Origin of the sequence: Neorhizobium sp. IRS_2294, assembly GCF_050500145.1 — a bacterium.
GTDB classification, from domain to species: domain Bacteria; phylum Pseudomonadota; class Alphaproteobacteria; order Rhizobiales; family Rhizobiaceae; genus Neorhizobium; species Neorhizobium soli.
In genome coordinates, this window is the sequence record NZ_CP191439.1 from 640,070 (window position 1) to 657,427 (window position 17,358).

A 17,358-nucleotide genomic window follows, 5' to 3' on the forward strand; every position below is an offset into this window, starting at 1 on the left:
GCTGGATCAGTTAATGGGCGATGACGTCGCCCAGATGGCAAGGTTGAGGGGCCGCGCCCGTGGCTGACATGCATACGCCTGCCTTGTCGGCACCTTCGCCCGAGATCATCGTCGAAAGCATCGCGAGGCAAGCCGGGAACTGGCGCTAACCCACTTCCGGTCACTGGCCAACCTTCCTGTTGAGAGCAAGGGACACCTCGATCTCGTCACCATGGCGGACCGGCAGGTGGAGGAACTTCTGATCGCCGGCTGATGGACGCCTTCCCGGACAACGGTATATTCGGCAAGAAAGGTGGCGATGTCCCCGGCACGTCGGGCCGTATCTGGGTCATCGACCCGATCGACGGGACCTTCAATTTCGTGCGTGATGGCCAGAACTGGGAGGTCTCGATCGGGCTTTACCAGAACCGGCGACCGGTCTTTGGCGTGAGCCATGCCCCGGTTCGCGACCTGACCCTTGTCGGGGGTGATACGGTGCCAACGCGCCGCAACGGCTCTCCGATGAAGCCGCTGCCGGCCTTCGACCTGTCGCGGGCATCGACGGGGTTCAGTTTCCACCCTACGGTTTCGACTGCCGACCAGCTCGAAGCCATCCGTTTCATCTCGGATGATCTCGGCATCAATTTCCGGCTTTGCGGGTCTGCCACCATGTCGCTGATTGAAGTGGCGATGGGCGAGACCGACGGCTATCTGTCATTGAGGGGACTCGACATGGGATGTCATGGCCGCACTCCCGATCCTCGCCAATCTCGGAGTCGCCTACACGATCGACTGGGATCGCACTGATCTCACCTCCAAGCTTCGGTTTGCCTGCGGAAGCCAAGCGTTCCTGCACAAGCTGAGCCCGCTCGACGATATCTTGTTCGCCAAGTCCTGATAAGCACGAAGCGAAGCTCTATTCGACCTGCGCCGCTTTGATCGCTTCTTCCAGTAGCTGCGGCGTACGGTATCGCCGCCTCAGAAGATGAAAGTTGACCAGGATCCCGGCTTCGTTACCGTTCCTCTTCATCGTTTCGATTACGAAATCACGCTTGAACGCAATGCCAAAATACAGATGATCAGTGGTGTCAGACCATGTAGGATCGATCACTCTCCCGGTAGAATCGACTAACCAGGCGTGATGTACTGGAATGACAAGGTCCGGTTCTATTGCGTACCCCTCGGCATAGGAAACATCACTACGCACAACGGCGTATGCCAACGAATTATTGAAACAATTTTGGCGGGCACCGACACGCAACCAAGGTGGGTTCGGACCTAACGGGCGAAACTCGCGACCGTACTTGATCAACGCTGACGCACTATCAGACACTTGGTTGGTGGATGCCATCTGAGCCAAAAAGGGCTTTATTTCTGTTTCAGCTTTTAGGTCCAAGTCCTCACCCCGTTGTACGGCAATCAGTCAGTAGGTTTGACCCCATGAAGATCGGTCTCTCCCGTCGAAACTGTACATTGCCGGCACTTCCGAATTCCTAGAGCTAGGGCAACATCAAATATACGCGCCCCCAGTTAACGAAAAAATACGGGCCCGTTATTGGGCTAAAGATCGTATCGAACTGATTGATGTTTAAAGGTCGTTCGCTTTCAGAGCTCTAATGGCTCAACATTCACAAGTCATCAAGCCAAATTCAAACACTCCTCCCAGCTTTAGCCTGGACGCTCGGAGGGCTTCACATTTGTGTAAAGACGACGTCCGGCGAAGGCGGCCCGCACCTCAATCCTCAGCGGATACTGCGGAAATAATTTACGCTATGCGCCATTATTCCTGTCAATGAAAATCCCTTCGCTGAATTCTAAAAGGAGCCCTCTCTTCTGATGTGAGTAGGGAAGTTAGGGTGCAATTGACATTTTCGATTGAATCGCACCCGATCTACTACGATAGGTTTTGTGCCTGAGCATCGATTCTGCGTTCGGTCTATGCTTACAGACGAAATTGAATTGCGGTTGAACCGCGTAGGGCAAGCGGCCCGTATTGATCGCGCAGGGGCAGAAGAACACCATTTCGGGGGTAATATGGGGAAGTTATACAAGAGGTGGTGCGATGCCACCAAAGAGAAGGACAAGCGGAAGCACTACTGGACCTATGTTGAGAAGCACGCGGGCCGAGATGAAATTCGCGATGACCTCGCCGAGACTGTCCGTTCGCACTATGATCGACTTGAACGCATCGCCGACGACGTCGAGCGACTTGGATATAATGTCGCCGCCAGTATCCTCAGAGAGGCGATGCCCCGAACTCCGAGAGGCCGCTCCGGCGATCTCGGCGAAATTCTCGCGACTGAGCTAGTCGAGGAGGAGATCGGCCTGCGCGTCCCGGTGCGCCGCCTCCGCTATAAGGACGGCCGCAACATGGCCATGCGTGGCGACGACTTCATCGGCGCCGGATATGATGAGGCTGGTGAGAAGCTCTGGCTCCTAAAGGGCGAAGCAAAAAGCAATAAGCTGCTCGGCAAGGCCACGGTCACGAGCGCGCGGAATGTACTCAACCGCGATAACGGCCGCTGCACACCCGATTCTCTGTTGTTCGTTGCCAACCGCCTGTTGGAGAGCAACGAAACGGACGACAATGCGCTGGGCCGCAGCCTCCGTGACGAGGTAGGCCTTAAATCACTTCGCGCCGATCGCATCGACCACATGCTTTTCACCGTGTCGGGCAACGGGCCCCACGCGTCTTTGAAGGGTGATCTCGACGCCACAGGGACCAACCGGGACCACTACGTTGTGAACATTCACGTCGAAGATCACCAGGACTTCATCGCGGCCATGTATCAGGAGGCGGAAGACCTTGGAGACGATTGACGAACTGACGGTATTCTTGACGACCGCTACCGCCGACGGTATCCTTGGGGGCCTCTTATATCGCGGTGCGGCCTGGTCGCTTATGCGACAGGAGGGCGTGCTGCCACCGAATGCGCCACCCCTCGGCGCGACAATTGAAACCGATCTCGCCGAACACGGCTTTGCACTGCTTCGGGGCGCGATGGCCCTGCGTGCCCAGGCTGGCGCCTCAGAGCTGACCAGCAAGGCGTTCGAGCGTGCGGCCAATTCGTTCGAAGCCCTGGTGCGCAACGGCGATCCGGAGGCACGCGACCGCGGCTTCCGTCGCATGATCGCTGCTGCTGCCTACCATCTGGCCGGCTTTTCGGCGGTCGCCTATTCGCTCTTCAACGAGACGGCAGACGACCTCAACGCCTCGCCGGGTGAAACAGCGATTCGACACCTCATCCTGCGCGATCTCGAGCAACTGCGTGGCTTCGTTCGCGAATGGCTGGACGATGACGTTCACGGCGATGAGCAGATCGCGGAGGCGCTACGAGGAGAAGAGCCTGATATCGACGAGGTGCTGTCGACTATCCTCAACACGACGATTTGCCGAGCGCTGGCGTATTTTGATTTCGCGCTCGAGACAGGCGAATCCGAGCCGCTCGAGACCGCACGGACGCTGCTCACCACGGCAGTCAGTCTGGCGGACAATGCGGAGAATGTGCCGCTGTGGTGGATTTCGAATCTCTGCCGCCATCTAGTCGACGACCTCTGGCAGCATTCGCTGCATCAGACCCTGCCGACCGACCCGCCTGAGGGGACAGAAGAGAGATACCCCGATCTGCGGCGCCTGTTCATCTCGTCGCTCTATGCCCGCAAGACCTCCGAGGTGGAGCTATGGCCATCGCAGCGCGAAGCTGCCCGGCGTTCCACCGATGTCACCGACGATCTGGTCGTGGCCTTGCCTACCAGCGCCGGTAAGACGCGGGTGGCTGAGATCGCCGCGTTGATGACCCTGTCATCCGGACGCAGAGTGTTGATCGTGACGCCATTGCGCGCCCTGTCCGCCCAGACCGAGCGGTCCTTCAGAAAGACTTTCGCGCCGCTCGATTTCAGCGTCTCCTCGCTTTATGGCGCCAGCGGTCTTTCGGCTGGCGATGAAGACGCTTTACGCACCCGCGAGATAATCATCGCGACGCCCGAGAAGCTCGACTTCGCGTTGAGAAGCGACTCGTCGGTGATTGATGATGTCGGCCTGATCGTCCTCGACGAAGGCCACATGATCGGCCCAAGCGAGCGCGAAATACGCTACGAGACGTTGGTGCAACGTTTGCTTCGCCGCGCGGATGCTGGCGAACGCAGGATTGTCTGTCTCTCCGCAATTCTGCCCAGCGGCGACGAGTTAGAAGATCTCACCGCATGGATTCGCTTGGACGAACCGGGCGAGCCGGTGCGTTCCGACTGGCGACCCACGCGACAGCGGTTCGGCGCACTCACCTGGCGGAGTAAAGAAGGGTCGCTCCGGCTCGACCTCGACGAGGATGGTCCCTTTCTGGACAAGTTCGTTGTAGAGAAAGCGGCGCTTGGGAAAGAGAAGAAGCCCTATCCGCGCAAAAACTCACACCTCGCCTTGTTCGCGGCGTGGGAGTTCGCAGGCCAGGGCAAGCGGACCCTGATCTTCTCTACCCAGGCCAATTGGGTCGAGAGTTACGGCAAACAAGTTGTAGACCTTTGTAAGCGCGGCTATCTGAACACGCTGCTGGAAGACGAAACGTCCATCGCGCGTGCCTTAGAGGTGGGAAAAGAATGGTTGGGCGAGGACCATCCCGCCGTCGCCTGCTTGAAAGCGGGCGTCGCTATCCACCATGGCCGGCTGCCTAGCCCGTTCCTGCGTGAGTTGGAAGCCCTCCTGTCTGAGGGTGTCCTGAAAGTCATCGTCGCGTCGCCGACGCTGTCACAGGGTCTAAACCTCAACGCCGCCGTCTTGTTGGTACCAGCGTTGTATCGGGCGTCCGAGAAGATCAAAGGCGAGGAGTTCGCGAACGTCGCTGGCCGCGCCGGGCGTGCCTTCGTGGACGTCGAAGGGCTCATAGTCCACGTCATGTTTGACAAGATCGATTGGCGGAAAAAGGAGTGGCGAACGCTGGTCGCCTCCGCCAAGGCCCGCACTCTGAAAAGCGGCCTCATCCAGATCGTCGCCGAGATCCTTGATCGCTTGTCCCGCGAAGGTGTCCTGGATCGCGATGATGCCTGGGAATATCTCGCCAATGCCCGCGAAGCATGGAGATCGACCAAGGAAGAAGCGGCGGTCGCCGAGCGCCTCGCTGCCGGCGCGGAATACGATGGCGGTGCCGATGGCGAAGAAGATGAAGGCGGTGGCGGGGGCGGTGACGAGGAAGAAAGCGTCGATGAGGAGCCGCTATCGCAAATCGTCGAGCGCCTCGACGCGACCGTATTCGGCTTGATCGAAGCGCTGGATGCCGATCGCGCTGACCTGCCGAAGCTCTTGGATGAAGCGCTCAAAGGATCGCTCTGGGCACGTCAAATCGCCCGCGAAGACGAGGACGTCGCCCCATTGCACAAGAAGGTGTTTGAAGCACGTGCCGATCTTATTTGGAAAACCACCACTGCGCCGGCGCGGCGCGGGCATTTTGCTATGGGCGTTGGCCTTGAGGCAGGCCTCTCAATCGACGCAATGGCCGACGAGTTGGCTGCACTGCTCGACCGTGCTGACGTGGCATCGCTGAGCGGTGACATCGACGAGCTTGTCGATGCGCTCAGCGGCCTTGGGGAGCGCCTGCTGTTCATGCGGCCGTTCATCCCTGATAAGGCGAAAGCGCTGCCCGCGAACTGGAAAGTCATCCTCCGAAGCTGGGTTTCTGGTGAGGATGTCGCCAAGATTGGGCCGCAGAACATGCGCCCGGTCGAGGAGGCCTTCACCTATCGCCTAGTCTGGGCGCTAGAAGCTGTCCGCACCCGCCGAATGTCGCTCGGCTGGTCGCCAGACACGGTGGCGGGTGGTGCGGCGGGATCGGTCGAAACTGGCGTCCCACAGTTCATGATGGCGATGCTGATCCGCGCGGGCCTTCCTTCACGGCGTGCAGCTATCGCCGCGATCGAAGATGCCAAACCGATCTTCGTCACGCCCGCCGAGATGCGGGTTTGGCTCGAATCCGACGAGATCACGGCCTATACAGACACCGGCCAATGGCCGACGCCCGACACCGCTGCGCTATGGGCACGCTTCCGTACCGAGGCCCTCAGCGGCGGCATCCAGAAGTGGTCGACCGAACACTACAAACGTCTGCTTGACATCGCCACCGCACCGCCTGCCGGCCTTTATCGCGTTGTCACCGACGATGGCGATGGGCGCACCTGGCTGGCGACGCCCGACTATCAAAGAGTCGCTGCATTCAAGAAGTCAGCAGTCGATCCCAAGCCCAGCCTCTTCTCGGGTCGATTGCCGGGAAACACGACGCTGGTTGAGGCCCTGCGTATTGGGAGAGGCAAATTGCGTTGGCCGAAGGCGGATGCCTAATGGTGGGCGCAACGACTTAGGTTGCCGAACAATTCTGTCGTTCTCTAGGCGCCCGGCATCGCTGCACCCGTGGTCGCTATCCCGGCTTCAGGCTTGGCGCCTTCGTGCCCCCGAGAGATTCGCAGGACGTTGATCAAACGCCACGCGACGAACTATACGCCTTGCGCGACCAGGTCCCAGCGGACGAGAAGCTGGTCGCCGCCCATGCCTTGGACGAAGAACTGGCTCAGGCAGTAACTGGCCGCTCCATCCGGCCGCTTTTAACGGCTCCAACGCGTTGATCCTTGGTAGCCCTTCACCTGTGCAAAGGGGTAGTGGCACGCGTACCGAAGAGGAGCTCTTGCTTTACGCTAAGACTGGGCGCTAAAAATCGCGCGAAGCAACCCAGGATAGATCCTTAGCCTTTGTTAACGCCGCTCATCCTACTGTCGCCCCAATATGATTTGGGGAGAATGCCTTCGTGGCGAAAGAGAATAATGGTGACCTCGGCTTTACGGCTGAGCTTTTCAAGGCTGCGGACAAGCTCAGGGGCAATCTGGAGCCCTCGGAATACAAGCATGTGGCGCTTGGCCTCATCTTCCTGAAATACATCTCCGACGCCTTCGAGGGTCTCCACGTCAAGCTGAAGGCGGACGAGCATGCCGATGCGGAAGATCCGGAAGAATATCTCGCAGAAAACGTCTTCTGGGTGCCGACGGAGGCCCGCTGGCCTTTTCTGCAGGCCAATGCCAAGCGGCCGGAGATCGGCAAGCTGATCGACGAGGCGATGGAGGCGATCGAGCGCTTCCCGTCGAACGAGGGGCTGAAGGGCGTTCTGCCGAAGAATTATGCCCGTCCGACGCTGAACAAGACCATGCTTGGCGAGCTGATCGATCTCTTCTCCAATATCGGCCTGCATGACAGCAAGGACACGGCCAAGGATCTGCTGGGTCGGGTCTACGAATATTTTCTCTCCGGTTTTGCTGGCTCGGAAGGCAAGCGTGGAGGCGAGTTCTTCACGCCGCGGTCCGTGGTGCGCACTCTGGTCGAGATGCTGGAGCCTTATAAGGGCCGTGTCTATGACCCGTGCTGCGGCTCGGGCGGTATGTTCGTGCAGTCGGAAAAGTTCATCGAGGAGCATGGCGGGCGGCGCAATGACATTGCCGTCTATGGCCAGGAAATCAACCACACTACCTGGCGTCTGGCTAAGATGAATCTTGCCGTGCAGGGCATCGATGCAGATATCCGCTGGAACAACGAGGGCAGTTTTCACCGCGATGAACTGCCGGACCTGAAGGCCGATTTCATCCTCGCCAACCCGCCCTTCAACATTTCCGATTGGGGCGGCGAGCGGCTGGCGGAAGATGCCCGCTGGAAGTTTGGCAAGCCGCCGAATGGCAATGCCAATTTCGGCTGGCTGCAGCACATCATCCATCATCTTGCTCCGCGCGGCACGGCCGGTGTGGTGCTGGCCAATGGTTCTATGTCCTCCCAGCAATCGGGCGAAGGCGACATCCGCAAGGAGATGATCGAAAAGGATCAGGTGGATTGCATGGTGGCCCTGCCGGGCCAGCTCTTCTTTTCCACCCAGATCCCCGCCTGCCTGTGGATTTTGGCCCGCGACAAGAGCGCCAATGGCCACCGTGACCGGCGCGGCGAAATCCTCTTCATCGACGCCAGAAAACTCGGCTTCATGGTGGACCGGGTGCGCCGCGAGTTCACGGCGGAGGATATCGACAAGATCACAGGCGCCTATCATCGCTGGCGCTCCAAGCCGGAAACGCGGGCTAAGAACGGTTGGGCGAATTATGGGGACGAACCGGGTTTCTGCAAATCGGCAAGCTTGGAGGAGGTTCGTGGCCATGGCCACGTGCTGACGCCGGGGCGTTATGTCGGTGCGGCGGATGTCGAGGACGATGGGGTGACGTTCGCGGAGAAGTTCGAGGGTTTGAGGGAGACGTTACTAATGCAGTTCGCTGAAGGACAAGCGATCGAAAAGCGCATTGTGTCGAACCTCGGAGAGATTACGCAGTGACACGTTTCGAAACGCAGCCCCTCGAGCAAGTCGCAGTGCTTTTTTCAGGAGGCACGCCACGGAAATCGGACGCTGCTTTGTGGTGTGGCAATGTGCCTTGGTTGACGCCAAGGGACATGGGGAACTGGACTGGAACGACAGAGCAAAGTGTGTCCTCAACCGCTGTAGGCAATGGCACCAAGCTGGCGCCTGAAAACGCATGTTACGTTGCAGTCAGAGGTATGTCTCTTCACAGCGAGATCCGTGTCGTCAAAAGCAGCAAACCCCTGACGTTTAATCAGGATATTAAAGCGATATCCGCACTCGACGCTGTCGATCCCATGTTTCTGTACTACTCGCTTGTGGCACAAAAACCTCAGCTATTGGAGTGGGTGACATCTGCTGGTCACGGAACCGGCGTCTTGGAGACCGATCGACTGAAGTCACTACCCATCCCGATTATTCCGAGAAGCGAGCAGTCTCGCATTGCAGGAATATTTGCGTCCCTCGACGACAAGATCGAACTAAACCGGCGGATGAACGAGACGCTGGAGTCGATGGCACAAGCGATCTTCCACGACTGGTTCGTGGATTTCGGCCCCACCCGCCGCAAGCTGGAAGGCGCAACCTATCCGGTCACCATCATGGGCGGCCTCGTGCAGGATGCCGAGCGGGCACAAGCCCTTGCGGATCTCTTCCCCGCCACGCTTGGTGATGATGGGTTGCCGGAAGGGTGGAGTGAACGCAAGATATCGGATGTTGCTGCTCGCGTTGCGATGGGACCATTTGGATCTCGGATCACTAAAGATAACTTTGTCGACCATGGTGTTCCGGTCATACGTGGAAAGAACCTCTCAGCTGGATTTGTTGATAGCGATTTCGTCTTCTTGAAACCCGAAAAGGCTGAAGAGCTCAAAGGCTCAATCGCTCGCGCGCAAGATATCGTGTTCACCCATCGTGGAACATTGGGTCAGGTCGGTCGAATTTATCCAGGTGCTACTTTCGAGAAATATGTCGTCTCGCAGAGCCAGGTACTTCTCAGCGCAGATCCCATGAAAACTTCCTCCTTGTTCTTATACTATTTCTTCCTTTCTGATGCTGGTCAGCGAGCTTGGATGGCGAACGCGGGTGGGGCAGGGGTTCCTGCCATCGCGTCGCCAACACGGAGCCTCAAAGCTATTACTTTCGTCGATCCCGGCATCGAGGTCGCGGGCGAATTCGCCGCCATTGTGGAGGCTTTCGAAACAAGGATAGTGGCATCAAAGCGCGAGACCAAGACGTTGGAAGCCACCCGCGACCTACTCCTTCCCAAGCTGATGTGTGGAGAAATCCGCCTTTCCGCGGCCGAAGATTTGATGGAGGCCGCGCAGTGAAGCCCGCAGCGAAACGTCTTTGTAGAACCTTTTTAGAACTAGGGGATGCCGTTTCCAGGAACCTGCATCTGGCATATGGATCTGCCATTTCTTACGGCGAAGAAACCATCACGGAAAGCACGCTGCTGGAGATCTGGCGCCGTCACTCTAAGATAGTGAAGATCCGAACGTTTACAAAACGACAAGAGGCACGCAACGGTGCCGACTGGGAGTGGCACCTGATAGGCCGCAAATATACGCTAAAGATGCGGGTGCAAGCAAAACGCTTACCTAAGAATACCATGCAGTTTCCAGGGCTGTTTACCTACAAGGCGAAGTCGGCTCCGCATCCGCAGGTCGATATGCTGATCGCAGAAGCTAAGCGTGACCGACTACTGCCGATCCTGTGTTTTTACTCAAAGGAGAGCGCGAAATCGCGGTGGCGAAAGTCTGCCATGCCGTCCCCTTACGAGGCGGGTTGCCTGATTGGTCCTGCTCGCAAAATCCAGAGGCATGGCTATCAAGATCTTGCGTCGTTGGAAGCGCGATGTGTGCCCTGGCATTTCCTGGTTTGCTCCCAGCAAGGCCGAAGTCTATTTTTTCCGAGTGTAGGGAAACTGAATGGTCGGACGCAGATACGTAACGGAGAGATTCCTTACTACATCGTTCCAACCGATGGCTATTTGTCTCGGCCCATTCGAGAGCCAGAGGGCGAACACGGTCCGATAGGATTGGTGACAATAGATTGTCGCGATCTATGAAAATAGAACTGCACGACCGAACTTTGATGAAGGATCAACTTGCATCATGAAAATCAGCAGCATTCTGGAAAAAATCGACGAACGGCAACTCTTCGTGCCGGCCTTCCAGCGCGAATATGTCTGGAAGAAGAAAGACGCCAAGCTGCTGATCGACTCGATGACCAAGGGCTATCCGACAGGCACCATCCTGACCTGGGATACCAACCAGCCACCCGAATTGAAGGGCGGTCACGTCTATGATCCGCTCCAGGGGGCGATCAAGATCCTGCTCGACGGCCAGCAACGCGTCACAACGCTGTACATGCTGATCCGCGGCGAGCTGCCGCCCTACTATACGCTCGAGGAGATCACCGAGGATACCCGCGGGCTTCACGTCAATGTCGAAACGCGGGAAATCGAATACTACCAGAAGCGCATGGAGAGTGATCCACGCTGGTTGAACATCACGAAAATCTTCAGCCGTGAAAAGCGGGCACGAGATGTCGTCCGAGATCTCGAAGAGGCAGGACGCCAGGTTTCGCGGGATGACGAAAACAAGATCGACGATACGTTCGCGGCGGTGCAAGGAATATTGGACCGAGACTTCCCCGAGCAGAACATCCCGATCAAGGCTTCGTTGCGCGAAGCAATCGATATCTTCTACATCGTCAATGCCGGCGGCGTGGCGCTGACGGATGCCGAGCTCGCGCTGGCGCAGATTTCCGGATACTGGCCGCAGGCCCGCGAAGTCTTTAAGAAGAAGCTCGACGCGCTGAAGAAGCACGGCTTCATCTTCAAGTTGGATTTCATCGTCTACGCGCTGCTGGCTATTTTGCACCAGGGCGGCTCCGATATGCGCAAGCTGCATTCGGTGGACAACAACGATGCGATCCGCGACGTCTGGAAGGCGCTTGACGGCAAGGTTCTGGACTATGTGGCGAACCTGCTGCGCGGCCATGCCTTCGTCGACCATACCGATGAGATCAACTCAATTTATGCGGTCATCCCGATCGTCGCCTATTGCCACCGGATGAACTGCAATCTCAGCCACAACGACATTCAGAAAGTGGTGAAGTGGTTTTATTATTCTCAGGTTCGCCGGCGTTACGTCAGCCAGCTTCCGCAGAAGCTGGATCATGACCTCAAGATTGTCGCGACGTCAGAAACGCCCTTTGATCGACTTCTGGATGTGATCCGCGAGGATCGTGGCGGCAACATCGCGATCACGCCGGACGAATTCGTGGGCAGTGCCGTGCAAAACCCTTTGTTCGGGTTGTTGCGCTGGCATTTGAAGAGCCGGGGCGCAAAATGTCTCACTACAGGCGTTTCGATCCATCAACCGATGGGCGAGAAGTACAAGCTGGAATACGACCACATCTTCGCCTTCGCCAACTTGAAGGCAGCCGGTTATGGCCAGGAGAACAGGCTTCGCTATCAATTGGCGCAGGAACTGACCAACCGCGCCATTCTCACCCAGACCGCCAACCGATCCAAAGGTGCCAAGGAAACGGAGGCCTATCTCTCCGGCGTCGCCCAGAACCAGCCAAACGCGCTCGGCCTGCAACTCGTCCCGGATGATCGGGAACTGTGGCAGATCGACAATTACGAGCTGTTCCTCAAGACCCGCCGCAAGATGCTCGCTGACAGCCTGAATGCCTGGCTTGAGGGATTGGCCGAGACCCATGCGGTCGCCGAAAAGGTCTCGCTCGAGGATATGATTGCCGAAGGAGAGAACGAGGAGGTCGAGTTCAAGCAGACCCTGCGCTGGGACATCAAGCTTGGCACCGTGAACAAGGAGCTGGAGGGCGTGATCATGAAAACGATTGCCGCCTTCGCGAATGCCCATGGTGGTACGCTTCTAATCGGCGTCGCCGACAGTGGCGAGATCGCCGGTCTGGACAATGACTACAAATCCCTCAAGTTCGCCAACCGCGACAACTTCGAGCTCCATCTCAAGACCCTGATCATCAATTCGTTCGGCGAAGCCTTTGCGGCAACCAAGCTCAAGCTTGCCTTTCCGGAAGTTGACGAGAAGGAAATCTGCCGGGTTGAAATCCTGCCGGCCAACAAGCCGATCTACATCAAGCTGGCCGACAAGGGCGGCGCTGCTCAGGATCGGTTCTACGTCCGCAATGGCAATTCCTCGCGCGAAATGACGGGCGACCAGGCCATCACTTATATCAAGGAGCGCTTCGTCTGAGATAGGCGGCGGGAGGGGGCCATGGAAGATATTCTCTACCGACAAGCTTCGACGTCACCTTCTGGCTTTTCCGAAGGGTTGGTGGAGGAGGTCGTTCTCGGGACCTTGCAGGAGCTCGGCTATGTCTACCAGCCCTCGCAGGTCATTTCGCCCGATGGTTCGGCTCCCGCCCGTCTTGCCTACGGGGATGTGCTGCTTTCCAAAATGCTTGCCGCTGCAGTCGAGCGATTGAACCCGAACGTCCCGGCAGACGCCCGCGAACAGGCGATCCGGCAACTCTCGATCACGGAAACGCCGTCCTTGATCGAAGAGAACCGCCGCATTCATCGGCTGATCACCGAGGGCGTCGATGTCGAATTTGGCATAGGCGATGGCGAGGTGAAGGGCGACAAAGTCTGGCTGATCGATTTCGAGAATCCAGAGAACAACGATTTTCTCGTCACCAACCAGTTCACCGTCGCCGAGGGCAAGCACACGCGCCGGCCTGACGTGATGGTTTTCGTCAACGGCCTGCCGCTCGGCATCGTTGAGCTCAAGAATGCCGCAAGCAAGACCGCCACCATCGATCAGGCTTACCAGCAACTTCAGACCTATAAGCAGCAGATCCCGTCGCTGTTTCGCACCAACGCTGTGATGGTGGCGTCCGACGGCATGCTGGCGCGGATCGGCTCGCTGACGGCAGACGAAGAACGCTTCATGCCCTGGCGTTCGGTGACCGGTGCAGATGGCGACTTCACGCCCCACGGCCCCTATGAGATGGATACGCTGCTTCGCGGTGTGTTCGATAAAGAGCGCTTTCTGGCGCTGATCCGGGACTTCACGGTGTTTGGCGACCTCGGAGACGGTCCGTTCAAGATCATTGCCGGCTACCATCAGTTCCACGGTGCCCGTAAAGCCATCACTAGCGCTGTCGAAGCGGTGAAGCCGGAGGGAGACCGAAAGATCGGCGTGATCTGGCATACGCAGGGTTCGGGCAAAAGCCTGCTGATGGCCTTCCTCGGCGGGCTGATCGTGCGATCCCGTGAGCTGGAAAATCCCACCCTGATCGTGCTCACCGACCGTAACGATCTTGATGATCAGCTCTTCGCCACCTTCAGCCTGTGCAAGGACCTCATTCGCCAGACCCCGGAACAGGCCGAGAGTCGCGACGATCTGCGCAAACTACTGAACCGCGCTTCCGGCGGCGTAATTTTCACCACCGTGCAAAAGTTCACGCCTGAAAAGGGCGAGGAGGTGTTTCCGGTTCTGACCGAGCGCCGAAACGTAATCGTCATGGCAGATGAAGCGCACCGCAGCCAGTACGGATTTGACGTCAAGCTGAACCGGGAGACCGGTGAGCGCAGTTATGGCTATGCCCACTACATCCGCCAAGGGCTGCCGAATGCTTCCTTTATGGGGTTCACGGGCACCCCTATCGAGGCAACCGATGTGAATACGCCGGCCATCTTCGGCGAATACATTGATATTTACGACATTAGCCGGGCCGTCGAAGACGGTGCAACAGTGCCCATTTACTATGAAAGCCGCATCGCCCGGATTACCCTGGATGAGGATGAGAAGCCGAAGATCGACGCTGCTATTGAGGCGATGCTCGAAGATGAGACGCTGACCGAGCAGGAGAAACAGAAGTCTCAGTGGACCACGGTTGAACGGCTGGTAGGTGCGGAAAAACGCCTCAAGCAGGTCGCTGCAGACCTTGTTGCGCATCTCGAAAAGCGGATCGAAGGCCTGCCGGGCAAAGCCATGGCAGTGTGCATGAGCCGGCGCATCTGCGTTGATCTCTACAAGGAGATCGTCGCCCTTCGTCCCGAATGGCATTCCGATGACGATGACAAAGGCGCAATCAAGATCGTAATGACCGGCTCGGCCTCCGATCCGCTCGACTGGCAGCCGCATATCGGCAACAAGCGGCGCCGCGACGATCTTGCCAAGCGGGCCAGGAAGGTCGAGGACCCGCTAAAGCTCGTCCTCGTGCGCGACATGTGGTTGACGGGGTTCGATGCGCCTTGCATGCACACGATGTATGTCGACAAGCCAATGCGAGGCCACGGGCTGATGCAGGCGATTGCCCGCGTCAATCGTGTTTTTAAGGAAAAGCCGGGCGGCCTCGTGGTGGACTACATCGGCATCGCCACCAACCTGAAAAAGGCGCTTGCCCAGTATTCCCAGTCTGACCGTGACAAAACGGGGATCGATGAGGAACAGGCCGTCGCGCTCCTCTTGGAGAAGTACGAGATCGTCCGCGGCATGTTCGCTGGTCATGACTACATGCTCGGCATATCGGGTAAGCCCTTCGAGCGGCTCAGAGCACTTGCAGACGGCATCGACTGGATCCTGAAATGGCAGCAGGCCGAAGCCGCAAAAGTCGAGAGCCAAGAGTCCAAGAAACAAGCTCACCGGCGATATCAGGATGCAATTCTGGAACTCAGCAAGGCCTATGCGCTTGCCTCTGCCAGTGATGATGCCGCCGAGATCAGGGATGAAGTGGGTTTCTTCCAAGCTGTTAGAGCAGCACTCGTCAAGACCACAGCCACTGGCAAGATTTCCGATAGGGCAAAGTCACTGGCTGTCGAGCAACTTCTCAATCAGGCTGTAGCCAATGCCGAGATCGTCGACATCCTCAAAGCTGCAGGCCTCGAGAGTCCTGACATCTCCGTTTTGTCCGACCAGTTCCTCGCCGACGTCCAGAAGATGGAGAAAAAAAATCTTGCCCTGGAGGCGTTGAAAAAGCTGCTTAACGGCGAGATTAAGAGCCGCTCGAAATCCAACGTGGTCGAGGCCAAAACCTTTTCACGTCGGCTGGAGGAAGCCGTAACGCGCTACCATGCTAATGCCATTTCTACTGTCGAGATGATCCAGGAACTGATTGCCTTGGCGAAGGAGATGCAGGCCGCTTCCGCCCGTGGCGAAGAGATGGGGCTTACTCTGGAGGAGATTGCCTTCTACGATGCCCTAGCGGGTAATGACAGCGCCGTTGAGGCAATGGGAAGCGAGCAACTCCGCGTAATTGCCCACGAGCTCGTCGAGCAGATGCGTGGCTCGGTCACTGTCGACTGGCAGCACAAGGCAAGTGCCCGAGCGAAAATGCGGATTCTGGTGAAGCGTATTCTGAAGCGGTTCGGATATCCGCCCGACCTTGAGCAGGAGGCTGTGCAAACGGTGCTGGCTCAAGCGGAGCTGCTGCTGCGAGAAATTGCAGTCAAATAATATTGGTCGGATCCAGCCGGAAATAATTTCCGCTCATACGTCAAGGGAGACGCGCGGTCCTGATGACAGTCAGCGCCGCTTCTGACAGACACGGCAATGGTGAGACTGGCTATGACTGAACCGCATCTTCGACTGGACATCATTCCCGACATCCATGGGGATATCGACCGGCTCAATCGCACTCTGGCGCAGCTCGGATATGAAGAAACATCAACGAGCTTGCGACACCCGGCAGGACGTGTCGCAGCCTTTCTCGGCGATTTCATCGACGGCGGGACGGCGAACGCTGCCGTGATCGACACCGTAAGGCGCATGGAGCGCGAAGGGGCCGCGATTGCCATAATGGGCAATCATGAACTCAACGCTTTGCTGTATCACACACCAGGCCGATGCTCCGGCCCGGTTCAGAGCGGGTTTATCAGGGCGCACACGCCAAAGAACACCGCGCAGCACGAAACATTTCTAGCAGAGTTTCCCTTGGGAAGCCGCCAAGCTCAAGACGTTCTGGACTGGTTTCTCACCCTACCGCTTTACCTCGACCTGCCCGGCTTACGGCTGGTTCATGCTTATTGGGACGATGCGCATATTTCGACCATCACGGATCGCGTAGAAGACGGACGCCTGCGCAGACAGGATCTGCAGGAACTAGCCTTCGAAGACGAGCCGACGCCCTTTGCCGACGCCGTTCTTTCGATCCTGAAAGGTCCTGAAGCAGAGCTGCCGGAGGGAGTAAACTTTCTTGACTTCAAAGGGCATCGCCGAACATCAGCCCGGCTGCGGTGGTGGGAGGCCGGTAACAGGACATGGCACGCCGCGGCGCTTTCCATTCCGCCCGATCAGCAATTGCCGGACTTACCCGTGCCCGAAAGCTCCGCAATCCGGTTTTATGACCGCTCGGCGAAGCCGGTCTTCTTCGGGCATTACAAGATGCATGGTTCGCCCGTGCTGGACGCCCCCAACGCCGCATGCCTGGATTATCCAAGCACCCCATGCGCCTACCGATGGGACGGGGAGCAGGAGCTTCGCCCAGACCATCTCGTGTTGGTGAAGGGTAACACCCAAATCGCCTGATGTGAGTGGACTGCATCCATGTCGATGCCAAGCGAAATGCGCGCTGGGTAGTACTTGCGCTTCCCAAGCGTCAACAGCGCGTCGCCGTCGGTTCATCGCCCCGAGCCTTACCGGAAATTATTTCCGCTCCTTATTCTCGAAACTTGCCAACGAGGTATTTCATCCCGTGAGGCACCGCTGGTCTGCTGGTGAGCCACGTGTTGGTCGGTGCGCCGGCCCTAAAAGATGCTGCAATTGTCATTGGCTGGATCAGCGGGTGTCAACATCGAATGCGCACTCCTCAAAGGCCCGATGAAATGACGTCTGGAGAACAGGAAGGGCGCAGAAGTAAAGCAGCAAGCAAGATATTTTTTCTGTGCCAAAAATCCGCAAATTGGCTTAGTATAAATAGTATTTTGTAAAGCAAAACCGCGAGATTTACTTAATGTCTCGGCAGAGCAAAATTTGACAAACCTTTGATAGTCAATCAAACTATCATGAGTCACCACATTAAT

Annotated in this window: 10 protein-coding genes; 9 read left to right on the top strand and 1 reads right to left on the bottom strand. The window is 57.6% G+C overall.

What is annotated here, in order from left to right; all coding sequences use genetic code 11:
• Positions 1-252 precede the first annotated feature (252 nt).
• Positions 253-786 carry an inositol monophosphatase family protein gene (locus tag ACQY1K_RS03035; RefSeq protein ID WP_430258274.1) on the top strand — a complete coding sequence of 178 codons (534 nt, stop codon included), beginning with the start codon at positions 253-255 and terminating at the stop codon, positions 784-786.
• A gap of 109 nt (positions 787-895) precedes the next feature.
• On the opposite strand, the gene ACQY1K_RS03040 is transcribed toward ACQY1K_RS03035, so the two are convergent.
• The gene (locus ACQY1K_RS03040) at positions 896-1,375 is read right to left on the bottom strand and encodes a hypothetical protein (RefSeq protein WP_430258275.1); all 480 of its coding nucleotides are present in this window, start codon (positions 1,373-1,375) and stop codon (positions 896-898) included.
• A 638-nt stretch (positions 1,376-2,013) separates the two neighbouring features.
• Here ACQY1K_RS03040 and ACQY1K_RS03045 point away from each other — a divergent pair.
• From ACQY1K_RS03045 to ACQY1K_RS03080, 8 genes are all read left to right on the top strand, one after another.
• Entirely contained in the window at positions 2,014-2,799 is a 786-nt protein-coding gene (locus tag ACQY1K_RS03045; protein WP_430258886.1) for a HamA C-terminal domain-containing protein, read from the top strand.
• Positions 2,786-6,301, top strand: coding sequence for a DEAD/DEAH box helicase (locus ACQY1K_RS03050; protein WP_430258276.1), 3,516 nt, complete (start codon positions 2,786-2,788; stop codon positions 6,299-6,301). The genes ACQY1K_RS03045 and ACQY1K_RS03050 overlap by 14 nt, the downstream gene beginning before the upstream one ends.
• A 460-nt stretch (positions 6,302-6,761) precedes the next feature.
• Positions 6,762-8,315: a type I restriction-modification system subunit M gene (locus ACQY1K_RS03055; protein ID WP_430258277.1), complete on the top strand. Its 1,554-nt coding sequence runs from the start codon at positions 6,762-6,764 to the stop codon at positions 8,313-8,315.
• A 35-nt stretch (positions 8,316-8,350) separates the two neighbouring features.
• The gene (locus tag ACQY1K_RS03060) at positions 8,351-9,667 is read left to right on the top strand and encodes a restriction endonuclease subunit S (protein ID WP_430258888.1); all 1,317 of its coding nucleotides are present in this window, start codon (positions 8,351-8,353) and stop codon (positions 9,665-9,667) included.
• A complete protein-coding gene (locus ACQY1K_RS03065; protein WP_430258278.1) occupies positions 9,664-10,407 on the top strand; it encodes a DUF6615 family protein in 744 nt (247 codons plus the stop codon). Before ACQY1K_RS03060 ends, ACQY1K_RS03065 begins: the two co-directional genes overlap by 4 nt.
• 46 nt (positions 10,408-10,453) lie before the next feature.
• Entirely contained in the window at positions 10,454-12,586 is a 2,133-nt protein-coding gene (locus ACQY1K_RS03070) for a GmrSD restriction endonuclease domain-containing protein (RefSeq protein WP_430258279.1), read from the top strand.
• A 21-nt stretch (positions 12,587-12,607) separates the two neighbouring features.
• Positions 12,608-15,793 carry a type I restriction endonuclease subunit R gene (locus ACQY1K_RS03075; RefSeq protein WP_430258280.1) on the top strand — a complete coding sequence of 1,062 codons (3,186 nt, stop codon included), beginning with the start codon at positions 12,608-12,610 and terminating at the stop codon, positions 15,791-15,793.
• A gap of 111 nt (positions 15,794-15,904) precedes the next feature.
• Positions 15,905-16,864 carry a metallophosphoesterase gene (locus tag ACQY1K_RS03080; protein ID WP_430258281.1) on the top strand — a complete coding sequence of 320 codons (960 nt, stop codon included), beginning with the start codon at positions 15,905-15,907 and terminating at the stop codon, positions 16,862-16,864.
• The last annotated feature ends 494 nt before the right edge of the window (positions 16,865-17,358 follow it).

Coding starts and splice junctions, on each gene's coding strand:
- ACQY1K_RS03035 (WP_430258274.1), top strand. CDS start 253: ATGGACGCCTTCCCGGACAACGGTATATTCGGCAAGAAAGGTGGCGAT.
- ACQY1K_RS03045 (WP_430258886.1), top strand. CDS start 2,014: ATGGGGAAGTTATACAAGAGGTGGTGCGATGCCACCAAAGAGAAGGAC.
- ACQY1K_RS03070 (WP_430258279.1), top strand. CDS start 10,454: ATGAAAATCAGCAGCATTCTGGAAAAAATCGACGAACGGCAACTCTTC.
- ACQY1K_RS03075 (WP_430258280.1), top strand. CDS start 12,608: ATGGAAGATATTCTCTACCGACAAGCTTCGACGTCACCTTCTGGCTTT.
- ACQY1K_RS03080 (WP_430258281.1), top strand. CDS start 15,905: ATGACTGAACCGCATCTTCGACTGGACATCATTCCCGACATCCATGGG.